This is a genomic window from Enterobacter cloacae complex sp. CDL013 (assembly GCF_049238805.1).
GTDB classification, from domain to species: Bacteria; Pseudomonadota; Gammaproteobacteria; order Enterobacterales; family Enterobacteriaceae; genus Enterobacter; species Enterobacter hormaechei_C.
Window position 1 is genome coordinate 227,363 of the sequence record NZ_JBMKGT010000001.1, and the last position, 21,108, is coordinate 248,470.

At 55.3% G+C, this 21,108-nt stretch carries 19 protein-coding genes and 1 riboswitch; of the genes, 9 read left to right on the forward strand and 10 right to left on the reverse strand.

All coding sequences use genetic code 11. From position 1 onward, the window contains the following. Positions 1-18: 18 nt before the first annotated feature. Entirely contained in the window at positions 19-639 is a 621-nt protein-coding gene (locus ACOTXD_RS01105) for a TIGR04211 family SH3 domain-containing protein (protein WP_001303390.1), read from the reverse strand. Between the two features lie 237 nt (positions 640-876). Here ACOTXD_RS01105 and ACOTXD_RS01110 point away from each other — a divergent pair, with 237 nt between their 5' ends. From ACOTXD_RS01110 to hldE, 3 genes are read left to right on the forward strand one after another with little or no spacing between them, the layout of a single operon-like run. Continuing rightward, on the forward strand, positions 877-2,178 hold the full coding sequence (locus tag ACOTXD_RS01110) for an inorganic triphosphatase (protein WP_032607927.1): 1,302 nt from the start codon (positions 877-879) through the stop codon (positions 2,176-2,178). 21 nt (positions 2,179-2,199) lie between these two features. Next, positions 2,200-5,055, forward strand: coding sequence for a bifunctional [glutamate--ammonia ligase]-adenylyl-L-tyrosine phosphorylase/[glutamate--ammonia-ligase] adenylyltransferase (glnE, locus tag ACOTXD_RS01115; protein WP_059370469.1), 2,856 nt, complete (start codon positions 2,200-2,202; stop codon positions 5,053-5,055). Between the two features lie 40 nt (positions 5,056-5,095). Then, the gene (gene hldE / locus ACOTXD_RS01120) at positions 5,096-6,526 is read left to right on the forward strand and encodes a bifunctional D-glycero-beta-D-manno-heptose-7-phosphate kinase/D-glycero-beta-D-manno-heptose 1-phosphate adenylyltransferase HldE (protein WP_003862540.1); all 1,431 of its coding nucleotides are present in this window, start codon (positions 5,096-5,098) and stop codon (positions 6,524-6,526) included. 77 nt (positions 6,527-6,603) lie between these two features. Here the strand turns inward: hldE and ubiK are convergent, their stop codons facing one another. After that, positions 6,604-6,900, reverse strand: a complete 297-nt coding sequence (ubiK, locus tag ACOTXD_RS01125) for a ubiquinone biosynthesis accessory factor UbiK (protein ID WP_003862539.1) — start codon at positions 6,898-6,900, stop codon at positions 6,604-6,606. Positions 6,901-7,020: 120 nt separating this feature from the next. Beyond that, positions 7,021-7,171: riboswitch (FMN riboswitch) on the forward strand. A gap of 105 nt (positions 7,172-7,276) precedes the next feature. Here ubiK and ribB point away from each other — a divergent pair. Continuing rightward, positions 7,277-7,930 (forward strand): 3,4-dihydroxy-2-butanone-4-phosphate synthase, encoded by a 654-nt coding sequence (ribB, locus tag ACOTXD_RS01130; RefSeq protein WP_003862538.1) that lies wholly within the window; start codon positions 7,277-7,279, stop codon positions 7,928-7,930. Between the two features lie 44 nt (positions 7,931-7,974). Here ribB and ACOTXD_RS01135 read toward each other — a convergent pair whose 3' ends face one another. The 5 genes from ACOTXD_RS01135 to zupT all read right to left on the reverse strand — a co-directional run bounded on the left by ACOTXD_RS01135 (position 7,975) and on the right by zupT (position 13,913). Continuing rightward, the gene (locus ACOTXD_RS01135) at positions 7,975-9,036 is read right to left on the reverse strand and encodes a fimbrial protein (protein ID WP_045335737.1); all 1,062 of its coding nucleotides are present in this window, start codon (positions 9,034-9,036) and stop codon (positions 7,975-7,977) included. Further along, complete coding sequence (locus ACOTXD_RS01140) at positions 9,020-9,781, reverse strand: fimbrial biogenesis chaperone (protein WP_023314870.1); 762 nt, start codon at positions 9,779-9,781, stop codon at positions 9,020-9,022. The genes ACOTXD_RS01135 and ACOTXD_RS01140 overlap by 17 nt, the downstream gene beginning before the upstream one ends. A gap of 9 nt (positions 9,782-9,790) precedes the next feature. Then, complete coding sequence (locus ACOTXD_RS01145; protein WP_047654217.1) at positions 9,791-12,235, reverse strand: fimbria/pilus outer membrane usher protein; 2,445 nt, start codon at positions 12,233-12,235, stop codon at positions 9,791-9,793. A 76-nt stretch (positions 12,236-12,311) separates the two neighbouring features. Further along, the gene (locus tag ACOTXD_RS01150; RefSeq protein WP_003862529.1) at positions 12,312-12,872 is read right to left on the reverse strand and encodes a fimbrial protein; all 561 of its coding nucleotides are present in this window, start codon (positions 12,870-12,872) and stop codon (positions 12,312-12,314) included. Between the two features lie 267 nt (positions 12,873-13,139). After that, the gene (gene zupT / locus ACOTXD_RS01155; protein WP_023314868.1) at positions 13,140-13,913 is read right to left on the reverse strand and encodes a zinc transporter ZupT; all 774 of its coding nucleotides are present in this window, start codon (positions 13,911-13,913) and stop codon (positions 13,140-13,142) included. Positions 13,914-14,043: 130 nt separating this feature from the next. Here zupT and ygiD point away from each other — a divergent pair, with 130 nt between their 5' ends. Beyond that, the gene (ygiD, locus tag ACOTXD_RS01160) at positions 14,044-14,832 is read left to right on the forward strand and encodes a 4,5-DOPA dioxygenase extradiol (protein ID WP_023314867.1); all 789 of its coding nucleotides are present in this window, start codon (positions 14,044-14,046) and stop codon (positions 14,830-14,832) included. Positions 14,833-14,914: 82 nt separating this feature from the next. Here ygiD and ACOTXD_RS01165 read toward each other — a convergent pair whose 3' ends face one another. The 3 genes from ACOTXD_RS01165 to tolC all read right to left on the reverse strand — a co-directional run bounded on the left by ACOTXD_RS01165 (position 14,915) and on the right by tolC (position 18,412). Next, the gene (locus ACOTXD_RS01165) at positions 14,915-16,075 is read right to left on the reverse strand and encodes a glutathionylspermidine synthase family protein (RefSeq protein WP_023314866.1); all 1,161 of its coding nucleotides are present in this window, start codon (positions 16,073-16,075) and stop codon (positions 14,915-14,917) included. A gap of 2 nt (positions 16,076-16,077) precedes the next feature. Continuing rightward, the gene (locus ACOTXD_RS01170) at positions 16,078-16,743 is read right to left on the reverse strand and encodes a DUF1190 family protein (RefSeq protein ID WP_045332893.1); all 666 of its coding nucleotides are present in this window, start codon (positions 16,741-16,743) and stop codon (positions 16,078-16,080) included. A gap of 190 nt (positions 16,744-16,933) precedes the next feature. Next, the gene (gene tolC, locus ACOTXD_RS01175) at positions 16,934-18,412 is read right to left on the reverse strand and encodes an outer membrane channel protein TolC (protein ID WP_023314865.1); all 1,479 of its coding nucleotides are present in this window, start codon (positions 18,410-18,412) and stop codon (positions 16,934-16,936) included. Between the two features lie 203 nt (positions 18,413-18,615). Here tolC and nudF point away from each other — a divergent pair, with 203 nt between their 5' ends. The 4 genes from nudF to yqiA are packed head-to-tail and all read left to right on the forward strand — an operon-like array spanning position 18,616 to position 21,103. Further along, positions 18,616-19,248, forward strand: a complete 633-nt coding sequence (nudF, locus tag ACOTXD_RS01180; RefSeq protein ID WP_032660349.1) for an ADP-ribose diphosphatase — start codon at positions 18,616-18,618, stop codon at positions 19,246-19,248. Continuing rightward, on the forward strand, positions 19,245-19,667 hold the full coding sequence (locus ACOTXD_RS01185; RefSeq protein WP_003862516.1) for a DUF1249 family protein: 423 nt from the start codon (positions 19,245-19,247) through the stop codon (positions 19,665-19,667). Before nudF ends, ACOTXD_RS01185 begins: the two co-directional genes overlap by 4 nt. A 27-nt stretch (positions 19,668-19,694) precedes the next feature. Then, positions 19,695-20,522 carry a 3',5'-cyclic-AMP phosphodiesterase gene (gene cpdA / locus ACOTXD_RS01190; RefSeq protein WP_061856821.1) on the forward strand — a complete coding sequence of 276 codons (828 nt, stop codon included), beginning with the start codon at positions 19,695-19,697 and terminating at the stop codon, positions 20,520-20,522. Then, a complete protein-coding gene (gene yqiA / locus ACOTXD_RS01195; RefSeq protein ID WP_003862514.1) occupies positions 20,522-21,103 on the forward strand; it encodes an esterase YqiA in 582 nt (193 codons plus the stop codon). Before cpdA ends, yqiA begins: the two co-directional genes overlap by 1 nt. Positions 21,104-21,108 lie beyond the last annotated feature (5 nt).

A 21,108-nucleotide genomic window follows, 5' to 3' on the forward strand; every position in this document is an offset into this window, starting at 1 on the left:
TGTGGCAGAGAAGACGAGTTAGTTCATCCAGCGGTCTTTACGTTTACGGCTTGGGATAAGGTGAGGAAGCACCAGACCCAGCACCAGACCGACGCCCAGCACTCCGCCGCCATACATAAACCACTGCATGATGATGGTGCGTTGTTTGTCATCCAGCTGTAGATTCGCGGCGTTCACTTTCTTCTGCGCGACGATCAGCTCATTTTTCAGCTTCTGATTTTCATCTTTCAGACCGGCGATCACGCTGTCGCTTTGCGCCACTTTCTGCTGCATCTCTGCGGTGCGCTGGTTCCAGGTGCCGTCGATGTTGTTCAGCTTGTCAGTCAGGGTTTTCACCTGATTTTCCAGATCCGGCACGCGGGTGCGCAGGCTTGGCACCGTGCTCAGCTCTTTCAGCGGGATCCATGAGGTGCGGCCAGAGCTGTCACGAACCTGACCGTAATTGGTGTCTGCATTGGTTTGCAGCAGAGTCACTTCCTCGCCGGCATTTACCGTACCCACGAGGCGATAATTGTCTCCAGGGCCGCTGCGTACCCAGGTATTCAGTTCATCAGAAACGTAACGTTTCTCTTCAGCGTGGACCGCGGTTGCGGCGCTAAAAGCGAGTAAAGTAAGTCCAATCAGGCGTAATTTAAGCATATCAGTCGTTATTTTCATAAAAAGTGGAACGATAGTAGTGGTATCAGTGTCGCTACGCAAAGGATTCATCATCAATCGGAATCATCTGTGTCATGATTTCCACCGCTTTAAACTTTTACGCCCGTCAAATTGCTCATTGCGTGGCAATTTGGCGCAAAATACTATGTACTGACAAACAAATGGCGAGGAAGTTCGCCTTCATCGACGCGTCTGTGACGCACGCAAAAGTACAAGGCTATGGCACAAGAGATCGAATTAAAGTTTATCGTCGAAAAAGACAGCGCTGACGCGCTCCGCCAGCATCTGAATACGCTGTCCGGCGAGCACCATGAACCCGTACAGCTGCTCAACATCTATTACGAAACGCCGGACAACTGGCTGCGCAACCATGATATGGGCCTGCGCATCCGGGGTGCGAACGGGCGCTACGAGATGACGATGAAAATCGCCGGTCGCGTGGTGGGCGGTTTACACCAGCGTCCGGAATACAATATCGACATCAGTAAGCCAGAACTTGAGCTGGATCGTTTTCCGGCGGAAGTGTGGCCGGAAGGGATGCTGCCCGCAACGCTGTCGGCAGAGGCGCAACCGCTGTTCAGCACCGATTTCTGGCGCGAGAAATGGCTGGTGACGGAAGGCAAGAGCCGCATTGAGATCGCGTTTGATCGGGGTGAAATTAAGGCTGGTGAAGAGCAGGAGCCGATCTGCGAATTGGAACTCGAACTGCTTGAAGGCGACGCGAGCGATGTGCTGAAGCTGGCGCGCAAGCTGGTGAACCAGCCTGGACTGCGTCAGGGCAGCCTGAGTAAAGCGGCACGCGGCTATCACCTGGCCGCCGGGAATGCGCCGCGCGTGCTGCGAGAAACCCCGATTCTGCGCGTTGTGCCGAAAGCCTCCGTTGAGCAGGGGATGGAAGCGGCGCTGGAGCTGGCGCTCTCTCAGTGGCAGTACCACGAGGAGCTGTGGGCGCGTAACGTGAAAAATGCCAAAAAACAGGTGCTGGCCGCTATGGGGCTGGTACGTCATACCCTGACGCTCTTTGGCGGCATTGTACCGCGTAAAGCCAGCACTCACTTACGTGATTTGCTCACTCAAACCGAAACGCTGATGCTTTCCGACGTGTCGGCACAAACGGCGATCTACAGCCCGCAAAACGCCAGCGCGAAACTGGCGCTGACCGAATTTCTGGTGACGCGCGGCTGGCGCACCTTCCTCGATGCGAAAGGGCAGGCCAAAATTGCGGAAAACTTCAAACGTTTTGCGGATATCCACCTCTCCCGTCACGCGGCCGAACTGAGAACCACCTTTGCGCATCCGCTGGGTGACCAGTATGGCGATCAGCTTCCCCGCCTGGCGCGTAACATCGACAGCATGTTGCTGCTGTCGGGTGCGTATGAGGGCGTGAAGGCGCAGGCCTGGCTGGAGAACTGGCAGGGGCTTAAGCATGCCATCGAGACCCGTCAGCAGATTGAGATCGAGCATTTCCGCAACGAGGCCATTTCGCAGGATCCGTACTGGCTGCACAGCGGAAAACGTTAATTCTGGCAAGGAACCCCTGATATGCCGCTTTCTTCGCAGTTACAGCAGCACTGGCAGACCGTTTGTGAACGCCTGCCTGAGTCGTTACCCGCGTCGTCGTTAAGCGAGCAGGCGAAAAGCGTGCTCACGTTCAGTGATTTTGTACAGGAGAGCGTCAGCGCTAACCCGGACTGGCTGGCAGAGCTGGAAAGCGCGCCGCCGCAGGCTGACGAGTGGCGGCATTATGCTGGCTGGCTGCAAACCGCGCTGGCAGAGGTGGCAGACGAAGCCACGCTGATGCGCGTTCTGCGTCAGTTCCGCCGCCGGGTGATGGTACGCATTGCCTGGGCGCAGGCGCTGGAGCTGGTGAGTGAAGAGAGCACCTTGCAGCAGTTGAGCGAGCTGGCGCAGACGCTGATTGTCGCCGCGCGGGACTGGCTCTACGCCGCCTGCTGTAAAGAGTGGGGCACGCCGTGCAGCGAGGAAGGGGTTCCTCAGCCACTGTTGATCCTGGGGATGGGCAAGCTGGGCGGCTGCGAGCTGAACTTCTCCTCAGACATCGATCTGATTTTTGCCTGGCCCGAGAACGGCTCCACGCGCGGCGGCCGTCGCGAGCTGGACAATGCCCAGTTCTTTACTCGTCTGGGGCAGCGGCTGATTAAGGCGCTGGATCAGCCCACGCAGGATGGTTTTGTTTACCGCGTGGACATGCGCCTGCGTCCGTTTGGCGACAGCGGGCCACTGGTGCTGAGCTTTGCCGCGCTGGAAGATTACTACCAGGAGCAGGGTCGCGACTGGGAGCGTTACGCGATGGTCAAAGCGCGGATCATGGGCGACAGCGACGATGCCTACGCCAACGAGCTGCGCGCCATGCTGCGCCCGTTCGTGTTCCGCCGCTACATCGACTTCAGCGTTATCCAGTCCCTGCGAAATATGAAAGGGATGATTGCCCGCGAGGTGCGTCGCCGTGGCCTGAAAGACAACATCAAGCTCGGTGCTGGCGGTATTCGTGAGATCGAATTTATCGTCCAGGTCTTCCAGCTGATACGCGGCGGGCGTGAACCTTCTCTGCAATCCCGCTCGCTGCTGCCGACGCTAAGCGCTATCGATCAGCTGCATCTGCTGCCGGAAGGCGACGCGCAAACGCTGCGTGACTCTTATCTCTTCCTGCGTCGTCTGGAAAATTTGCTGCAAAGTATCAACGACGAACAGACCCAGACGTTGCCGGGCGATGAGCTGAACCGGGCGCGTCTGGCCTGGGGGATGCGGGTGGATGACTGGGCGGCGCTGACGCAACGGCTGGAAGCGCATATGGCGGGCGTGCGCCGCATCTTTAACGATCTGATCGGCGACGACGAAACTGAATCGCAGGACGATGCGCTCTCCGAGCACTGGCGCGAACTGTGGCAGGACGCGCTCCAGGAAGATGACACCACGCCGGTGCTGGCGCACTTAAGCGACGATGCCCGCCATCGCGTGGTGGCGCTGATTGCCGATTTCCGCCTCGAACTGAACAAACGCGCTATCGGCCCACGCGGTCGTCAGGTGCTGGATCATCTGATGCCGCATCTGCTGAGCGATGTCTGCTCCCGCGACGATGCGCCGGTGCCGCTGTCGCGCATGATGCCGCTGCTGAGCGGGATCGTCACGCGTACCACTTACCTTGAGCTGTTAAGCGAGTTTCCCGGCGCGCTGAAGCACCTGATTTCCCTCTGCGCCGCCTCGCCGATGGTGGCGAACAAGCTGGCGCGTTATCCGCTGCTGCTGGACGAACTGCTCGACCCGAATACCCTCTATCAGCCGACGGCGACGGATGCCTACCGCGACGAGCTGCGTCAGTATCTGCTGCGCGTACCTGAAGAGGACGAAGAGCAACAGCTTGAGGCGCTGCGTCAGTTTAAGCAGGCACAGATGCTGCGCGTGGCGGCGGCAGATATCGCCGGTACCCTGCCGGTAATGAAAGTGAGCGATCACTTAACCTGGCTGGCGGAAGCGATCATCGACGCGGTTGTCCATCAGGCGTGGGTGCAGATGGTAGCCCGCTACGGCCAGCCGAAGCACCTTGCTGACCGTGAAGGCCGCGGTTTTGCGGTGGTGGGGTACGGCAAGCTGGGCGGCTGGGAACTGGGCTACAGCTCCGATCTGGATCTGATTTTCCTCCACGACTGTCCGGCAGACGTCATGACCGACGGCGAACGTGAGATTGACGGACGGCAGTTCTACCTGCGCCTGGCCCAGCGCATCATGCACCTGTTCAGCACTCGCACCTCATCCGGCATTCTGTATGAAGTGGATGCGCGTCTGCGCCCGTCCGGCGCGGCAGGCATGCTGGTCACCTCGACGGAGGCTTTCGCCGACTATCAGAAGAACGAAGCCTGGACGTGGGAGCATCAGGCGCTGGTGCGCGCCCGCGTGGTGTATGGCGATCCGCAGCTCAAAACGCAGTTCGATGCGATCCGCAAGGCGGTCATGACGACCCCGCGCGAGGGCAGTACGCTGCAAACCGAAGTGCGGGAAATGCGGGAGAAGATGCGCGCGCACCTTGGCAACAAACATCGCGATCGCTTTGATATCAAAGCCGATGAAGGCGGGATTACCGATATTGAGTTTATCACTCAGTACCTGGTGCTGCTGCACGCGCACGATAAACCGAAGCTGACCCGCTGGTCGGATAACGTGCGCATACTGGAACTGCTGGCGCAGAACGACATTATGGATGAGCAAGAGGCGCAGGCCTTAACCCACGCCTACACCACACTGCGTGATGAGTTGCACCATCTGGCATTACAGGAACAGCCGGGCCATGTGGCGCTGGACTGTTTCGCCGACGAACGCGCGCAGGTGACTACAAGCTGGCAGAAGTGGCTAGTGGAACCGTGCGTAACAAAACAAGTGTGATATTATCGCGCGCAAATTGTGAATCTTTCTGGAGTCAGGAATGAAAGTAACACTGCCAGAGTTTGAACGTGCTGGAGTTATGGTAGTCGGTGATGTGATGCTGGATCGCTACTGGTATGGGCCGACCAGCCGCATCTCTCCGGAAGCACCGGTACCGGTGGTAAAGGTCGACACCATTGAAGAGCGTCCCGGTGGCGCGGCAAACGTGGCGATGAACATAGCCTCTCTGGGCGCACATTCGCGTCTGGTTGGCCTGACCGGCATTGACGATGCGGCGCGTGCGCTGAGCAAGTCGCTGGCGGACGTGAATGTGAAGTGTGACTTCGTTTCTGTTCCGACCCACCCAACCATCACCAAGCTTCGCGTGCTGTCGCGTAACCAGCAGCTAATCCGCCTCGACTTTGAAGAAGGGTTCGAAGGCGTTGATCCCGAGCCGCTGCACGAGCGCATTAACCAGGCGTTGGGCAATATTGGCGCGCTGGTGCTGTCTGATTATGCCAAAGGTGCGCTGGCGAGCGTGCAGACCATGATCCAGCTGGCGCGCAAAGCCAGCGTTCCGGTGCTGATCGACCCGAAAGGCACCGATTTTGAGCGCTATCGCGGCGCAACCCTGCTGACGCCAAACCTCTCTGAATTCGAAGCGGTGGCGGGCAAGTGCAAAACTGAAGAAGAGCTGGTTGAGCGCGGCATGAAAATCATCGCTGATTTCGAGCTGTCTGCGCTGCTGGTGACCCGTTCCGAGCAGGGCATGACGCTGCTGCAACCGGGCAAGGCGCCGCTGCATATGCCAACCCAGGCGCAGGAAGTGTACGACGTGACCGGTGCCGGTGATACGGTGATTGGCGTGCTGGCGGCGACGCTGGCGGCGGGTAACTCCCTGGAAGAAGCATGCTACTTCGCGAACGCCGCGGCGGGCGTGGTCGTCGGTAAACTCGGGACCTCCACCGTTTCGCCAATTGAGCTGGAAAACGCGGTGCGTGGGCGTGCGGATACCGGCTTTGGCGTCATGACCGAAGACGAGCTGAAAGTGGCCGTTGCCGCCGCGCGCAAACGCGGTGAAAAAGTGGTGATGACGAACGGCGTGTTCGACATCCTGCATGCGGGCCACGTGTCGTATCTGGCGAATGCGCGCAAGCTGGGCGACCGCCTGATTGTGGCGGTCAACAGCGATGCCTCAACCAAACGTCTGAAGGGTGAAACGCGTCCGGTTAACCCGCTGGAGCAGCGCATGATAGTGCTCGGCGCGCTGGAAGCGGTGGACTGGGTGGTCTCATTTGAAGAAGACACCCCGCAGCGCCTGATTGCCGGAATTTTGCCTGACCTGCTGGTGAAGGGCGGTGATTACAAACCAGAGCAAATCGCAGGTAGCGAAGAGGTCTGGGCGAATGGTGGTGAAGTAATGGTGCTCAACTTTGAGGACGGGTGTTCAACCACCAACATCATTAAGAAGATCCAGAAAGACAGTCAGTAAAAAACGGGCCTGTTGGCCCGTTCGTTTTTCACCCTCTCCCTGTGGGAGAGGGCTGGGGTGAGGGCATCAGGCCGCACTTATGCCTGGTCATCCACCGGTGGAATAGCTGGCGCTGGCTTCACTTCTTCCGGCGCATTGCGGTTTTCCAGCTCGGTCAAACGTTGTTCCAGCAGCGCCAGCTTCTCGCGGGTGCGCAGCAGCACCTGCGTCTGCACGTCAAACTCTTCGCGGCTGACTAAATCAAGGCGAACCAACTGTGCCTGCAACGTCTGGCGGATTTTCTTCTCAACGTCATCACCAAACTCACGAATACCTTTCGGCATGGACTCATGAACCTGACGCGCGATCTGCTCAATTTTCTTTGGGTCAATCATTGTCGTTTCCCTTGATGAAAAGGTGTTAGTGCCTATTGTAGCGTGTCATGCCGCGGGTTAAACAAAATTGTTTGAAGCTTATGCATTGCCCAGGGTAATCAATAGCGTTATAGTTATCTCGCTTATTCTCAGGGCGGGGCGAAATTCCCCACCGGCGGTAAATCAGCTTAACGCTGAAAGCCCGCGAGCGCTTTGGGTGAATTCTCAAAGGTCAGCAGATCCGGTGTAATTCCGGGGCCGACGGTTAGAGTCCGGATGGGAGAGAGTAACGATCCAGTCGGGCAAAGCCCGCTCACGTTATTTTTTTGCCGCTTGTACGGCGCTCCTAAGACTGCCCTGATTCTGGTAACCATAAAGTTAATGAGGTTTTTTTACCATGAATCAGACGCTACTTTCCTCTTTTGGCACTTCAACTCAACGTGTTGAACATGCACTGGATGCCCTGCGCGAAGGCCGCGGTGTGATGGTGCTTGACGATGAAAACCGTGAAAACGAAGGCGACATGATTTTTGCCGCCGAGAACATGACCGTTGAGCAGATGGCGCTGACCATCCGTCACGGTAGCGGCATCGTATGCCTGTGCATCACCGAAGACCGTCGCCAGCAGCTTGATCTGCCGATGATGGTTGAAAACAACACCAGCGCCTTTGGTACTGGCTTCACTGTGACCATTGAAGCGGCGCATGGCGTAACCACCGGTGTGTCGGCGGCTGACCGTCTGACCACCGTGCGTGCAGCGATTGCTGATGGTGCGAAACCTTCCGATCTGCACCGTCCTGGTCACGTCTTCCCGCTGCGCGCGCAGCCGGGCGGCGTGCTGACCCGTGGTGGTCATACCGAAGCGACCATCGATCTGGTGACGCTGGCTGGCTTCAAACCCGCAGGCGTGCTGTGCGAACTGACCAACGATGATGGCACCATGGCGCGTGCGCCGGAGTGCATCACCTTTGCGCGTCTGCACAATATGCCAGTGGTGACGATTGAAGATCTGGTTGAGTACCGCCGCGCGCACGAGCGCAAAGCCAGCTGAACATGCTGATGTAAAAAAGCCGGGGAAACCCGGTTTTTTTGTTTCTAGTGGTAGTTAATTTTGAACAGTACCACGGTTTCGAACGGCCCGGACTGAATCGCTTTTCCTTCTTCCCGTGAAAGTTCAGCTGTGTAGTTTTGCTCAACATTCATCTTATCGCCCGTAAAATCGGCGTACTCTTTGTACTGGTTGAAGGTGTAAGGGGCCGTTCCGTTAAGAATACGCAGTTTTAACCCATTCCCTATCAGCACCGCAGTGTCGTCTGCGCTGAGCGTTTCGGTTGTGTAAAACGACGAGTCCATCTTAAATCCATCCGAGCACTGGGCATCCTGGACTTTGGTGGTTCGTATTGAAAACGTGCGCAAACGCGTCTGCTGATTCACGATGTCGCGCGCGCTGAAGGTGCCAAAGTCGATCTCCTGATTCTCAGGGTAAATGGTAAACGTCGCCCCGCAATCAAGCACCGTAATGTTTTGCAGTCCGTTGATGTGATACTTAAGGTTCTTCGCATCGGCCATCTGATTAACGCCGCCCTTACCGTCAAACTGCACAACGATGTAATCGCTGAGCGAGCTGACATAGCCATGTGGCGGCATAGCCTTAATTCTCACGAAAAGTCGTAAACGGGCGACGAACGTGCGCGTAATGTGGATATCATCCGGATTGCCAGAGCAGATGCGATTCTCCCAACCCATCTGGCGGATTTGATCCGGGGTGTAAATGGTGATGTTATCGTTGTCCAGGCACTGGCGGGTATCCACGCCGTTGGGCTGGCCTGTGGCATCGTAATCTATGCCTTCATAGGTGACGCCCAGTTCATAATAGGGATCGGTTGCGGCAGGATAAGGGTTTACCCAGGCAAAAACATCTTCCGGCTTGAAACCGCTTGTGACGTTATTGTCACACGTCACCGGAATTTTAATGTCATCAGACTCCCATATTTTTTGGCCAACCTGAGCGTTGCTGGGTATGGCAAAAGGGGAGATCGTTTTTGTCTCCTCGACGGGGCCGCCAGATCCACCCAGATAGCAGTTGAGCGCCAGCGCTTCTTTCAAAGGCAGCGCTGTAAGCAGCAATGTAAGCAGGAAACTAGTGAGCTTTCGCATCTTTATCGATTTTCCGTTCGTTAAGCTTACATAGAACCGTTCCGGTGCACTGTACGTCGACTTTTTTCAGTGCGCCGTAATCGTCGATGTAGCCGATGCTGTAATAACTACCGTGGTAATCGCCGGTAGAGGCGGTTGCCGTGGCGAAAGGCGCAATCATCAGACTGTCAAAACCCGGCAGCATGGTTTTGGCATTTTTGCTCAGCCACGCCAGCGTGATGTAGTACGGCGTAGGGTTGTGGACCGTGAGCCCTTTCGCGTTGGCGGTAATTTCCATACGCATTTCAGTCAGTTCGCCAGATTTTTTGCGAATCGCTTCCGGACGCCAGAAGAGCTTAATTCGGCTCTGCATGGCAACCTGCATCACGCTGCGCTCCTCGCTGGCGCTGGTGCTTTTAGGCGGTACTTCACGCAGGTTGAAATAAAACAGCGATTCCCTGTCTTTTGGCAACTGGCGGGTAGCGGCTTGTTTAACAATTCTTACCTGCGACGAGGCGCCCGCTTCGATACGTTGAATGGGGGGAAGCGCCATAAAGTGCACATCTTCTTTTTGCCCCTTTTCATCTTCAATCCAGGAGAGCGCCAGATAAGGCAGCGCCTTGCTCTGGTTGTCCACTTTCAGGCTGCTGGCCTTGTCGCTTTCTGGAAAAACAATGCGCGTGCGGTCCAGGTTAATGGCCGCGTGGGCGGGAAATGTTGTGCTGATCAGCATCAGGCACAGGCTTTTAATCGGCGTTAATTTCATGATGATTTCTTACTGGCACGGCAGTATCAACTGCATACTGTTTTCTAAGTGAGAAGGTAACGAGAAGCGACACTGTTGGTTGTCGCCCCATGTCACGCGAAACTGCTGTTCTGGCTCAACGGCGCCGAGCCAGACGCGGCCTTCATCGGCCACCATCCCAACCTGTAAATTGCTTTCATCCAGGCGAACAATCGCCCCGAGTGGTGGTGTTCCTGACGACATCCGCAAAACGCCTGTTACGTCCTGACCTGCGCGCGTGGCAATCTGACGATAACCAATGGCCCCCTCAGTCCAGGTTGAGGTCACGACGCGGTTGTCCACGTCCACGCCATCCGGAAGGTTGTTCATATTGACCTGCACGCTGGAGGGGGAATAGCTGGAGAATGACGGTAAAACGCCGATGCCAAAACGGTTAGTTTCATCGCGCGACATGTTCAGCGGGATATTGCCTACCCCGTCGGTGCTGACCATTACGCGGGGTTCATTACCGTAACTGCGCCGGTGCAGCGCGGCGCCTTTCGCCGTTGAGGTGAAGGAACCGCTCCAGCTCGCGCTGAGGGAGTTATATTCGTTAGCTTTATAGCTGCCGGAGAGATTGAGATCGCCGTACGCAGAATAATGCTGATAATTCCCGCTGACCTGCGCGCCGGAATCTGGCTTCCCGCTCTCCGTACCTGCGGAAACGCCCCAGGTATTATTGCGATCCGACGTGTCATACCACGACACGTTATGGCTCAGCGTGTCGCTGTTACGCAGGTCATAGTTAAGTCGATGATCGGGATCGAGCGGTACGCTGAGCGAGAGATAAAACTGAGTATCGTCATTTTCGTCTTCCTCCTCGTAATGCGTTTTACTCCAGGACAGGGTTACGCCAAGATTCTTCCAGCGACCTATATCAACGTTGTAGCCCGCCGTGATGCTGCCGGTCGTGGAGGATGAATCATTCCACCATGTCTGACGCAGCATATTGACGTACAGGTTCAGGGATAACGCTGAAATGTACTGGCTTGCCGTCACGCTCAGGGTTTGTTTTTCCGACTGGCGGTCACCGTTGTCATAATCCAGGTAGCGGGCGTAGCTCAAAAACTGTGGGTCTGAGTAGCGGTAGCTGGCGAGCGTAAGCTGACTGCCGGTGGTATCGAAACGCTTGCTGTAGTTAATGCGATAGCTGTAACCCGTCTGGCTGCGCTGGTGTGGCAGCTGGCTGGTAGCCTGCGTGACGTCAAAAGAGAGCGCCCCCAGCCAGGCCATATTCTGGCCGATCCCGGCAGCGACGGAACGATAACGGTCGCCATCGGCCAGCGTGCCGCCATACAGAGAGGTGTGCGACAGCATGCCCCAGGAAAATTCGCCGCTCATGAAGGTATTATCTTCAACATCATGGGAGGCGCCCTGGCGCGCTTTACCCGCCGCGAGCTTATAGCGCACCTGGCCCTTGCGCGTTAAAAACGGCACGGATTCAGCCGAGACCTGGAAGGTGTTGACGCGTCCGTCTTCTTCCGTGACTTTGACGTCCAGCGTGCCCTGAACCGACTGGTTAAGATCCTGAATAACAAAGGGTCCTGGTGGCACTTTACTCTGGTAAATCACGCGATCGGCAAGGCTTACGGTCACGGTGGCGTTGGTTTGTGCTATTCCGGTAATCTGTGGGGCATAGCCGCGCAGCGACCATGGCAGCATACGTTCATCGCTGATTAGCGATGCGCCGGTGTAGGTGAAGGCGTCAAAAATGGAGGACTGGAAATCCGTTTCACCCAGCGTCAGTTTCGCACCGATCGAGGGCAGAGGGCGGAACATATACACGCGTGAAAAACGGCCATCCTGCTCTGAGCCTGCTTCAGTATCGCTTCGCGTGTACTGGTAATCGCTTCGCAGGCGCCACGCGCCCATGTTCGCACCGGCGGTACCATAGGTATTGGCGTTGTCATTGCTGCCGCTGCTATTGTGCTGATAATGGCTGGCAAAAAGATTGTAATCCAGCAGTACGCCTGGCACGCCGTTGTCCCAGGTGGATGGCGGCATCCAGTCAACCGCACGGTATTGCAGCCACGCCTGGGGGATCGTTACTTTCAGGGTCTGGCTGCCTTGCTCAAAAGTAAATTTGATGTCTGGTCTGGCGGCGAAATCAACGCATCCCTCTTTTTCCGGTAAAGCGTGACGAACGTCATCCTGAAATGCGAATGTATCGGCCAGCTCGGGGGGAATACAGACCTGAACTGCGTTATTTATGTCTCGCCAGCGAAGCTGCCAGCCATTTGCCAGCGGAATATCATTAACTGAAACCGTAACGAAATAGCTTCCCGGCGTAACCGATATTTGATCTTTAAAACGTGATAAATCGACGCTGCCGCGCTGATCTTTATCGATGGCGTTTATATTAAATTCAGTGGCAGAGGCAACTATCGTCATTAACAGGGACGCAATGATGATTATCCATTGTACTTTGTATGTCATCATCCTGTTACTCGAATAAATAAAGAGTGCCGACCGGCATGGATTGCCAGTCGGCTGATACCGTGACGTAACGGAATTATTTGTACATCAGGACGTAGTTAGCCGTGGCTTCAACCTGGCCTGCCGTCGCAGTTTTACCTGTTGGGACTTCCATAACCGCTTTGAAATGCAGCGTCTGGGTGGTTGAACCCGCCAGCAGATCAAGCACGTTTGGCTGACCAAGCGTGATGTTGCCTTCCGCGTTATCCAGCAGACGGACGCCCACGTTCTGCGCACCGTTTGCAAAGGTGTTGCTCATCAGGCTGGTATCCGTCGCATCTGTCGCTGCGCTGGTAAAGGTCACTTCCACTTTAGTAATTGGCGTGTCGGTTTCGTCTGCCGGATCGTCAAGCTGGCAGTTTTCCAGATTGATATCGACCGGAACCGGCGTGGATTTTTTGTTGGCGTTGATAACGGCCGTAGTCACTTCACCCAGGTCGACTTCTTTATCAACGCTGTCTGGAGCGATGCTGCATGGTGCGTCAATAACCACGCCTTTGAATTTGATTTTGCCTGAGCCTTGATCATCAGCAAACGCAGAACCCGATACAATGGCAGCCATAGCTGCCGCTAACAGCAATTTTTTACCCATATACATGAAAATATCCTTTTTCAGATTGATTCGTAATGTGAATATTAATTTCAGAATACTCGCAAAGTATACGGATTGGGGCGGGGAGACGCGATTAACGTGACTTAAATATATTTTTAGATGGTTTTAATTAATATTTTCAGGCTATCTGAAGAGGCTTCTTTTTTCGGGGTTTTAATAGATTTATATTTTGTGGGTTATTATATGTAAAATATATAGGATTGTTTTTTTGAATAATATAAAGCCTCCGTATAAAAACGGAGGCATTAATTCTTAGCCAATACCTGCCGTTTGCAGCAGAACCAGGCTCATCCCCATCACTGACATTCCACACAGCACGCCGTAGCTTGGGTTATTGTTGGGATCGATCTCTTTTGCCAGCGGCATCAGCTCATCGACAGAGAGCGCGACCATAATCCCGGCCACGGCAGCCATAATTGCAGCCATTACAACCGGGGATACGAGGCTACCGAGGATCAGCCACGCCAGCACGCCGCCGAGAATTTCAGCCATGCCGGAGATACCTGCCCAAAAGACAGCTGTACGTTTTGAACCCGTGGCGGCATAAACGGGCCCGGCAACGGCAAGTCCTTCAGGAATATTGTGCAAAGCCACGGCCAGCGCCACACCAAAACCTATTTCCAGGTTGCTGCTGGCCGTGACATAGGTGGCGATACCTTCCGGAAAGTTATGCAGGCTGATACCCAGCGTCAGCAGAATGGCCGTGCGTTTGATATTTCCCGGAATGGGGGTAACGCTTTTTTGCATTAAATCCTGCGGGTGCGCGTGAGGAAGAATACGGTCGAGTGCAAAATAACCCAGCAGGCCAATGATAAACATGCCATAGCCCAGAACAGGCGACATCCCTTCGGTGTGAAGCGCGGCGGGCAGCATCTCCATCAGCGAGATAAGCAGCATGATCCCGGCGGCGAAACCCAGCGAGAAGGCCAGCAGGCGATTAGAGGGTTTTTGCCCGAGTACCCCGAGGAACGCACCGATAAAGGTTGCGGCGCCCGCAAGTATGGTCAAAATCAACGGTACTGACATGCATTCTCCTTAAGCGATATCTGGCATTCAAATTTCCTGATGATGATCTTCACGGTTATCTGCGTTCATCTTCACCTGAATGCGCGTAATGTAGGCCTATCACATTGACACCTCCTCTAAGGATATCACCATGTCTTCTTCTCGTATGCCAGCACTGTTTTTAGGCCATGGCAGCCCAATGAACGTCCTGGAAGATAACGTCTATACCCGCGCCTGGCGTCAGTTGGGTGAGACGTTACCGCGTCCGAAGGCAATTGTGGTGGTCTCTGCGCACTGGTTTACCCGGGGTACCGGCGTGACGGCCATGGAAACGCCAAAAACGATTCATGATTTTGGCGGCTTTCCGCAGGCGCTGTATGACACGCATTATCCTGCGCCGGGCTCCCCTGAGCTGGCGCAGCGGCTGGTTGATCTGCTTGCCCCTGTTCCGGTTGCGCTGGACAAAGAAGCCTGGGGCTTTGACCATGGCTCATGGGGGGTGTTGATCAAAATGTATCCGGATGCCGATATTCCGATGGTACAACTGAGTATCGACAGCACCAAACCAGCTGCCTGGCACATGGAGATGGGGCGTAAGCTGGCTTCGCTTCGTGATGAGGGCATCATGCTGATAGCCAGTGGCAACGTGGTACACAATCTGCGTACGGTACGCTGGCACGGTGAAAATACGCCGTACCCCTGGGCAACAGCCTTTAATGACTATGTAAAAGACAACCTGGCCTGGCAAGGGCCGGTCGAACGGCACCCTTTGGTGAACTATCTGGAGCACGATGGCGGTTCGCTCTCTAACCCGACGCCGGAACACTTCTTGCCATTGCTGTATGTATTAGGCGCATGGGACGGTCAGGAGGTTATTACAACCCCGGTCGACGGCATTGAGATGGGGAGTTTGAGTATGCTGTCGGTGCAGGTGGGGTAAACACATGCCCGGTGACGCTGCGCTTACCGGGCCTACGCTCGACATGTAGGCCGGGTAAGGTGAAGCCGCCACCCGGCAAGTCTTACTCGACGAAAATATGCGGGTAGAAACGCGACAGATCCTGCGTAATCAGCGCGCGATCTTCGCGAATGCCAATCCCGGCAGGCTGATCGTTAATAAGCCAGCTGCCGATCAGCGTATAGCTGTCGCCAAACTTCGGCAGTTGATAAAACGCCTGGACGATCATCCCTTCTTCACCGTACGGCCCTTCAACTGCTTCCAGCGTTTTACCGTTTTCGATAATCGAGACGTTTGCCCCTTCACGAGAGAAGATTGGCTTAACGACGTATTTCTCCATCGGTGGGAAATCATCTTCGGCAAAATAAGCAGGCAGCAGGTTCGGGTGATTCGGGAACATCTCCCACAGCATCGGCAGCAGGGCTTTATTGGAGATAATGCTCTTCCAGGCTGGTTCCAGCCAGCGCACGCCAGCGTCTTCCAGTTTGGTAGAGAACATTTCCCGCAGCATGTATTCCCACGGATAGAGCTTGAACAGGTTGCTGATCACCTGATCCTGCATGTCCGTAAACTGACCTTTTTCACCTAAACCGATATCTTCGATATAGAGAAATTCCGTCGCCACTTCCGCTTCGGCTGCGCAGTCCTGCAAATACTGAACCGTACCGCGGTCTTCTTCGGTATCGCGGCAGCAGGCGAGGTGCAACAGGTTGAAACCGTGCTGTTCACGCAGTTCGACGAAACGTTCAATCAGCTTTTCCTGAAGGCTGTTGAACTGATCGCTGCCTTCCGGCAAGTTTCCGGCATTCGCCTGATCTTCCAGCCAGATCCACTGGAAGAACGCGGCTTCGTACAGGGAGGTTGGCGTATCTGCGTTATTTTCTAAAAGCTTCGGTTCACCCACGCCATCCCATGCCAGATCGAGGCGAGAGTAGAGCGAAGGCTGGTTCGTTTTCCAGGACTGACGAACAAAGCTCCAGGTGTGCTTCGGAATGCGGAATTTGGTCATCAGCTCATCGCTGTCGATGACTTTCTCAACCACCTTCAGGCACATCTGGTGCAGCTCTGCGGTCACTTCTTCAAGCTTTTCGACCTGAGCAAGCGTGAGCTTATAGTAAGCATCTTCACACCAGTACGGCTCGCCGTACATGGTGTGAAAGTTGAAACCGTATTCGGTGGCTTTTTCGCGCCAGTCCGGGCGCTCGGCAATACTGACTCGTTCCATGATCAGCCGCCCATTGAGCGAGTTGAGGAGCCGGTCGCACTACGCTGCATGGTGGTTTGTTTGGCAACAGACTCACCGAAGCCGCCACGGGTAATGGTGCTGGTGGTGGCTGGTTTCGGCGCCATTGCGGTTTTCGGTACGGTCATCGTACGGCCAGGCGTTGCAGCACCGTAACCCTTGCCGGTGGCATCGGTGTATTTCCCGTAGGCCGGGCTGTTCGGATTTTTGGAGCTAAACAGCGGCTGCTGCTGGTAGCCCGCACCGCCGCTCATCAAACGACCCATCATATAACCCGCCATCAGCGGCATCCAGAAGCTGCCGCTGGACTGTGCCTGCGCCTGGTTTTCCGGTGCCATACCCGCCTGAGCAGGTGCCTGCTGGCACTGGCCTTCACCGAATTCGGCTACACAGTCTTCGCGTGAGGCATATTTCGGCGCGGTACGTTCCGCTTCTTTCAGGGCGTTGTTATACGCCGTCGTACACTCAGCGGCTTTACCGGTTGCGCTCGTGCAGTCGTCGGCGTTTTGATACAGCGAAACCGTTTCGTCGTTTTGCTCACAGCCTGCCAGCATAAAGACGGCGGTGACCGCCAGCGCGACAGGTGTCAGGTGGCGTGCGTTCCAGCTTTTGCGGAACGACGCGTGATTCATCGTTTTTGTCCGTTTCATATTTGTCTTCCAGGACCCAGTGGTAATAACGCTCAGGATAGAGGATGAGTGGTTGAAAATGAAGCGACGAGGGGCGAAATCCGGGGGATCTTTACGTTGGCTTACGTTCGGGGGGGATTAATGTGCTCCCTCTCCCTGTGGGAGAGGGCTGAGGTGAGGGCATCAGGCCGCAGTGGGCCTGATGACACGCTTAATTGCGGAACGGATTCGTGCCGCTGCTGGCAGGTGAGGTGCTACGCGCTGCCGCTGGCTGTGCAACCGGGGTGCTGCTGTTAGCGGTGAAATTATCCACGGCGGCATCCTGCTGTGGATTTTCCGGCGCGACGCTGTCAGGCGACGTGGAAACCGGTTTGCCCAGCGTGCTGTTCAGCATTTGCAGATCCTGCTCGTTCAGCGTACCCAGCGCCTGCTTGATGTTCAGCTGGTTGATCAAGTACTGGTAACGCGCACTGGAGAGCTGCTGTTTCGCGTTGTACAGCGTGGTCGTTGCGTCTAACACATCAACGATAGTACGCGTACCGACGGAGTAACCCGCTTCCATCGCGTCCAGAGAGCTTTGCGCAGAGACAACGGCCTGTTTATAGGCGTTGATGCTGCTGATGGACGCGTTCACGTTGTTGAAGGAAGAACGCACGGTCTGGACCACGTTGCGGTGCGCGCTTTCAAGCTGCTCGCTCGCGCCTACGAAGTTGTACTGCGCCTGCTTAACCTGAGAGTTAACCATCCCGCCCTGGTACAGCGGCAGAGAGAAGCTGAGGCCCACTTTGTTCTGGCCCATATTGTTGTCGTCATACTGGGCAGTGTTGGTTTTAGAACCGCTGTAGCTGGTATCCGATACGCCGGTAGAGGCGCTCAGGCTCAGGGTTGGCAGGTGACCATCCTGTGCAAGACGGATCTGCTCGCGCGCCAGGTCCTGGCTCAGGCGTGCCTGCAGCAAGGTCAGGTTGCGGTTTTCCGCCTCTTTCAGCAGGGCGTTAACCGCCTGCGGCTTGTCTGTTTTGAAGCTGTCCACGTTCAGAGAGGCCAGCTCAGGATAGTAGTTACCGGTGACCTGACGCAGTGCTTCCAGCGCGTTGTCGAGGTTGTTACGTGCGGTCACTTCGTTAGCCAGTACGGTATCGTACTGTGAACGGGCGTTCTGCACGTCAGTGATCGCAACCAGACCCACATTAAAACGCTGGGTGGTCTGATCTAACTGACGATAAATCGCCTGTTTCTGCGCTTCGGTGTAGGAGAGGGCGTCAATCGCGCTCAGTACGTTGAAGTAGGCGGTCGCGGTATTCAGGATAAGCGTCTGCTGATCTGTCTGATAGGTCACATCCTGAATGCCGGCGCTCTTTTCCTGCAAGCTCAGCTCACGCCATTTGGACATGTCGAACAGGGTTTGCGTTAACTGTAAAGAGGCGCTGGTGGCATTTGAGTTGATGCCGTTATTATCGCGAAAACCGTTAGTGTAGGTATAATCTGCACCTAAGCCTAACTGCGGCAGCAGTGGACTACGTGCTTCGTTAATCTTTTCAAACGCAGCATCACGATCGGCCGCTGATTTACGTAAATCAGGGTTGCCCAGACGTGCCTGCTGGTAGACCTGTAACAGGTTCTCTGCCTGGCTCATTGCACTGAAGCCCGTCAGGCTCAGGCCGATAAGGATGGGGAGCAATTTCTTCATTTGCATTCCTTGTTGTGAAGCAGTATTAGCGCTGATCTAATTAAAAATAATTGCCGATTCTAACAGAATCATCCACACCAAAAGGTTGGCGTAACGTGCCATCTGGCGGTAATTTGCTCCAATCTACCATATAGCCATACAAACGGCAGCCAAACAGCCTTGAAATTCACAATTTCATCACCATTGCTACCAGGACTCGACCGATGCAAAAACCAGAAAACGTGCCTGTCACCTTCGCCAAAAACGATGTAGAAATTATTGCACGAGAAACGCTTTATAGCGGTTTTTTTTCAATGGAACTTTACCGTTTCAGGCATCGTCTGTTTAACGGTGAGATGAGCGGTGAAATCAAACGCGAAATTTTTGAGCGCGGGCATGCGGCTGTGTTGCTACCCTTTGACCCAGTGCGTGACGAAGTTGTGCTGGTCGAGCAGGTGCGTATTGCGGCTTATGATACCAGCGAAACGCCGTGGTTGCTGGAGATGGTGGCCGGGATGATCGAAGAAGGTGAGTCTGTCGAAGACGTCGCTCGCCGCGAGGCGCTGGAAGAGGCGGGCCTGGTGGTTGGCCGGACGAAGCCGGTGTTGAGCTACCTGGCAAGCCCGGGTGGGACAACGGAACGTTCATCTATTATGGTGGGCGAAGTGGACGCCACGACAGCGGAAGGGATCCATGGTCTGGCAGATGAAAACGAAGATATTCGGGTTCATGTGGTGAGTCGGGAGCTGGCTTACCAGTGGGTAGAAGAGGGGAAAATCGACAACGCAGCGTCTGTCATCGCTCTGCAATGGCTACAGCTGCATTATCAGACATTACGACACGAGTGGAAAAAATGAAGCGTTATACACCTGACTTCCCAGAAATGATGCGCCTGTGCGAAACCAATTTCGCCCAGCTGCGCCGCCTGCTGCCGCGAAACGACGCGCCCGGCGAAACGGTGAGCTATCAGGTGAGCAACGCACAGTATCGGTTAACGATAACAGAATCAACGCGCTACACTACGCTGGTGGAGATTGAGCAAACGGCGCCGAGCATCAGCTACTGGAGCCTGCCGTCGATGACGGTACGTCTTTATCATGACGCGATGGTCGCTGAAGTGTGTTCAAGCCAGCAGATCTTTCGCTTTAAAGCGCGGTATGATTATCCGAATAAAAAGTTGCATCAACGCGACGAAAAGCATCAAATTAACCAGTTTTTAGCCGACTGGCTAAGATATTGTTTAGCACATGGAGCAATGGCGATTCCGGTTTGTTAGCGTCATAAACCTACCTAAGGACACCATTTGGAAAGCCTGTTGAACCTGACTGTTGCTGGTGGGGCGCCAGTCAGGATATTACAAATCACCGACACCCACCTTTTTGCCGAAAAGCATGAGACGCTTCTGGGCGTGAACACCTGGGAGAGTTATCAGGCGGTTCTTGACGCGATCCATGCTGAAAAGCGGCCATGCGATCTGATCGTCGCGACGGGCGATCTGGCGCAGGATCAATCCTCCGCAGCCTATCAGCATTTTGCTGAAGGGATTGCGAGCTTTAGCTTGCCTTGCGTCTGGCTGCCGGGCAATCACGATTTTCAGCCCGCGATGTACAGTTCGCTTCAGGATGCGGGGATTTCACCGGCAAAATGTGTCTTTGCGGGGGACCAGTGGCAAATTCTGCTCCTCGACAGTCAGGTGTTTGGCGTTCCGCACGGTGAGTTGAGCGACTATCAGCTTGACTGGCTGGAGACAAAACTGGCCGCCGAACCGAATCGCAATACGTTGCTGTTACTGCATCATCACCCGCTGCCGGCGGGCTGTAGCTGGCTCGATCAGCACAGCTTACGCAACTCTGCGGCGCTGGACGGCGTGCTGGCGAAATTCCCGCGCGTGAAAAATTTGCTGTGCGGGCACATTCACCAGGAACAGGATCTCGACTGGAACGGTCGCCGCCTGCTCGCGACGCCCTCTACCTGCGTGCAGTTTAAGCCGCACTGCGCCAACTTTACGCTGGATACCATCGCACCGGGCTGGCGCTGGCTGGAGCTGCATGCCGATGGCACGCTGACCACCGAAGTTTGCCGTCTGGCCGGGGCTCAATTCCGCCCGGATACCGCTTCGGAAGGCTATTGATGTCGACGCTTCTCTATCTGCATGGGTTTAACAGCTCACCGCGATCGGCGAAAGCGACGCAGCTTCGCCAGTGGCTGAGCGCGCATCATCCCCACGTGGAGATGATTATTCCGCAGTTGCCCCCTTATCCGGCGGATGCGGCAGAGATGCTGGAATCGATCGTGCTGGAACACGGCGGCGAATCGTTTGGCGTTGTCGGGTCGTCGCTCGGCGGCTACTACGCCACCTGGCTGTCGCAGTGCTTTATGTTGCCCGCTGTCGTCGTCAACCCGGCGGTCCGGCCATTTGAGCTGTTAAGGGACTTTCTTGGCGAAAACGAGAACCCCTACACCGGCCAACAATATGTGCTAGAGTCACGCCATATTTACGATCTCAAAGTTATGCAGGTCGACCCGCTTGAAGCGCCCGATCTTATCTGGCTGCTGCAACAGACGGGAGATGAAGTGCTGGATTACCGCCAGGCAGTGGCGTATTACGCATCCTGCCGCCAGACTGTAGAAGAGGGCGGTAACCATGCTTTCACGGGCTTTGAAGATCATTTCACCCAGATTGTCGATTTTCTTGGACTGCACAGCCACTGACAATC

Excerpts from the sequence above, each read along its gene's own strand:
- ygiD (WP_023314867.1), top strand. The coding sequence starts at position 14,044 with ATGTCTTCTTCTCGTATGCCAGCACTGTTTTTAGGCCATGGCAGCCCA.
- ACOTXD_RS01140 (WP_023314870.1), bottom strand. The coding sequence starts at position 9,781 with ATGAAATTAACGCCGATTAAAAGCCTGTGCCTGATGCTGATCAGCACA.
- ACOTXD_RS01185 (WP_003862516.1), top strand. The coding sequence starts at position 19,245 with ATGAAGCGTTATACACCTGACTTCCCAGAAATGATGCGCCTGTGCGAA.
- ACOTXD_RS01110 (WP_032607927.1), top strand. The coding sequence starts at position 877 with ATGGCACAAGAGATCGAATTAAAGTTTATCGTCGAAAAAGACAGCGCT.
- tolC (WP_023314865.1), bottom strand. The coding sequence starts at position 18,412 with ATGAAGAAATTGCTCCCCATCCTTATCGGCCTGAGCCTGACGGGCTTC.
- zupT (WP_023314868.1), bottom strand. The coding sequence starts at position 13,913 with ATGTCAGTACCGTTGATTTTGACCATACTTGCGGGCGCCGCAACCTTT.
- hldE (WP_003862540.1), top strand. The coding sequence starts at position 5,096 with ATGAAAGTAACACTGCCAGAGTTTGAACGTGCTGGAGTTATGGTAGTC.
- ACOTXD_RS01135 (WP_045335737.1), bottom strand. The coding sequence starts at position 9,036 with ATGCGAAAGCTCACTAGTTTCCTGCTTACATTGCTGCTTACAGCGCTG.
- glnE (WP_059370469.1), top strand. The coding sequence starts at position 2,200 with ATGCCGCTTTCTTCGCAGTTACAGCAGCACTGGCAGACCGTTTGTGAA.
- yqiA (WP_003862514.1), top strand. The coding sequence starts at position 20,522 with ATGTCGACGCTTCTCTATCTGCATGGGTTTAACAGCTCACCGCGATCG.
- ACOTXD_RS01150 (WP_003862529.1), bottom strand. The coding sequence starts at position 12,872 with ATGTATATGGGTAAAAAATTGCTGTTAGCGGCAGCTATGGCTGCCATT.
- ACOTXD_RS01105 (WP_001303390.1), bottom strand. The coding sequence starts at position 639 with ATGCTTAAATTACGCCTGATTGGACTTACTTTACTCGCTTTTAGCGCC.
- ribB (WP_003862538.1), top strand. The coding sequence starts at position 7,277 with ATGAATCAGACGCTACTTTCCTCTTTTGGCACTTCAACTCAACGTGTT.
- ACOTXD_RS01165 (WP_023314866.1), bottom strand. The coding sequence starts at position 16,075 with ATGGAACGAGTCAGTATTGCCGAGCGCCCGGACTGGCGCGAAAAAGCC.
- ACOTXD_RS01170 (WP_045332893.1), bottom strand. The coding sequence starts at position 16,743 with ATGAAACGGACAAAAACGATGAATCACGCGTCGTTCCGCAAAAGCTGG.
- nudF (WP_032660349.1), top strand. The coding sequence starts at position 18,616 with ATGCAAAAACCAGAAAACGTGCCTGTCACCTTCGCCAAAAACGATGTA.
- ubiK (WP_003862539.1), bottom strand. The coding sequence starts at position 6,900 with ATGATTGACCCAAAGAAAATTGAGCAGATCGCGCGTCAGGTTCATGAG.
- ACOTXD_RS01145 (WP_047654217.1), bottom strand. The coding sequence starts at position 12,235 with ATGACATACAAAGTACAATGGATAATCATCATTGCGTCCCTGTTAATG.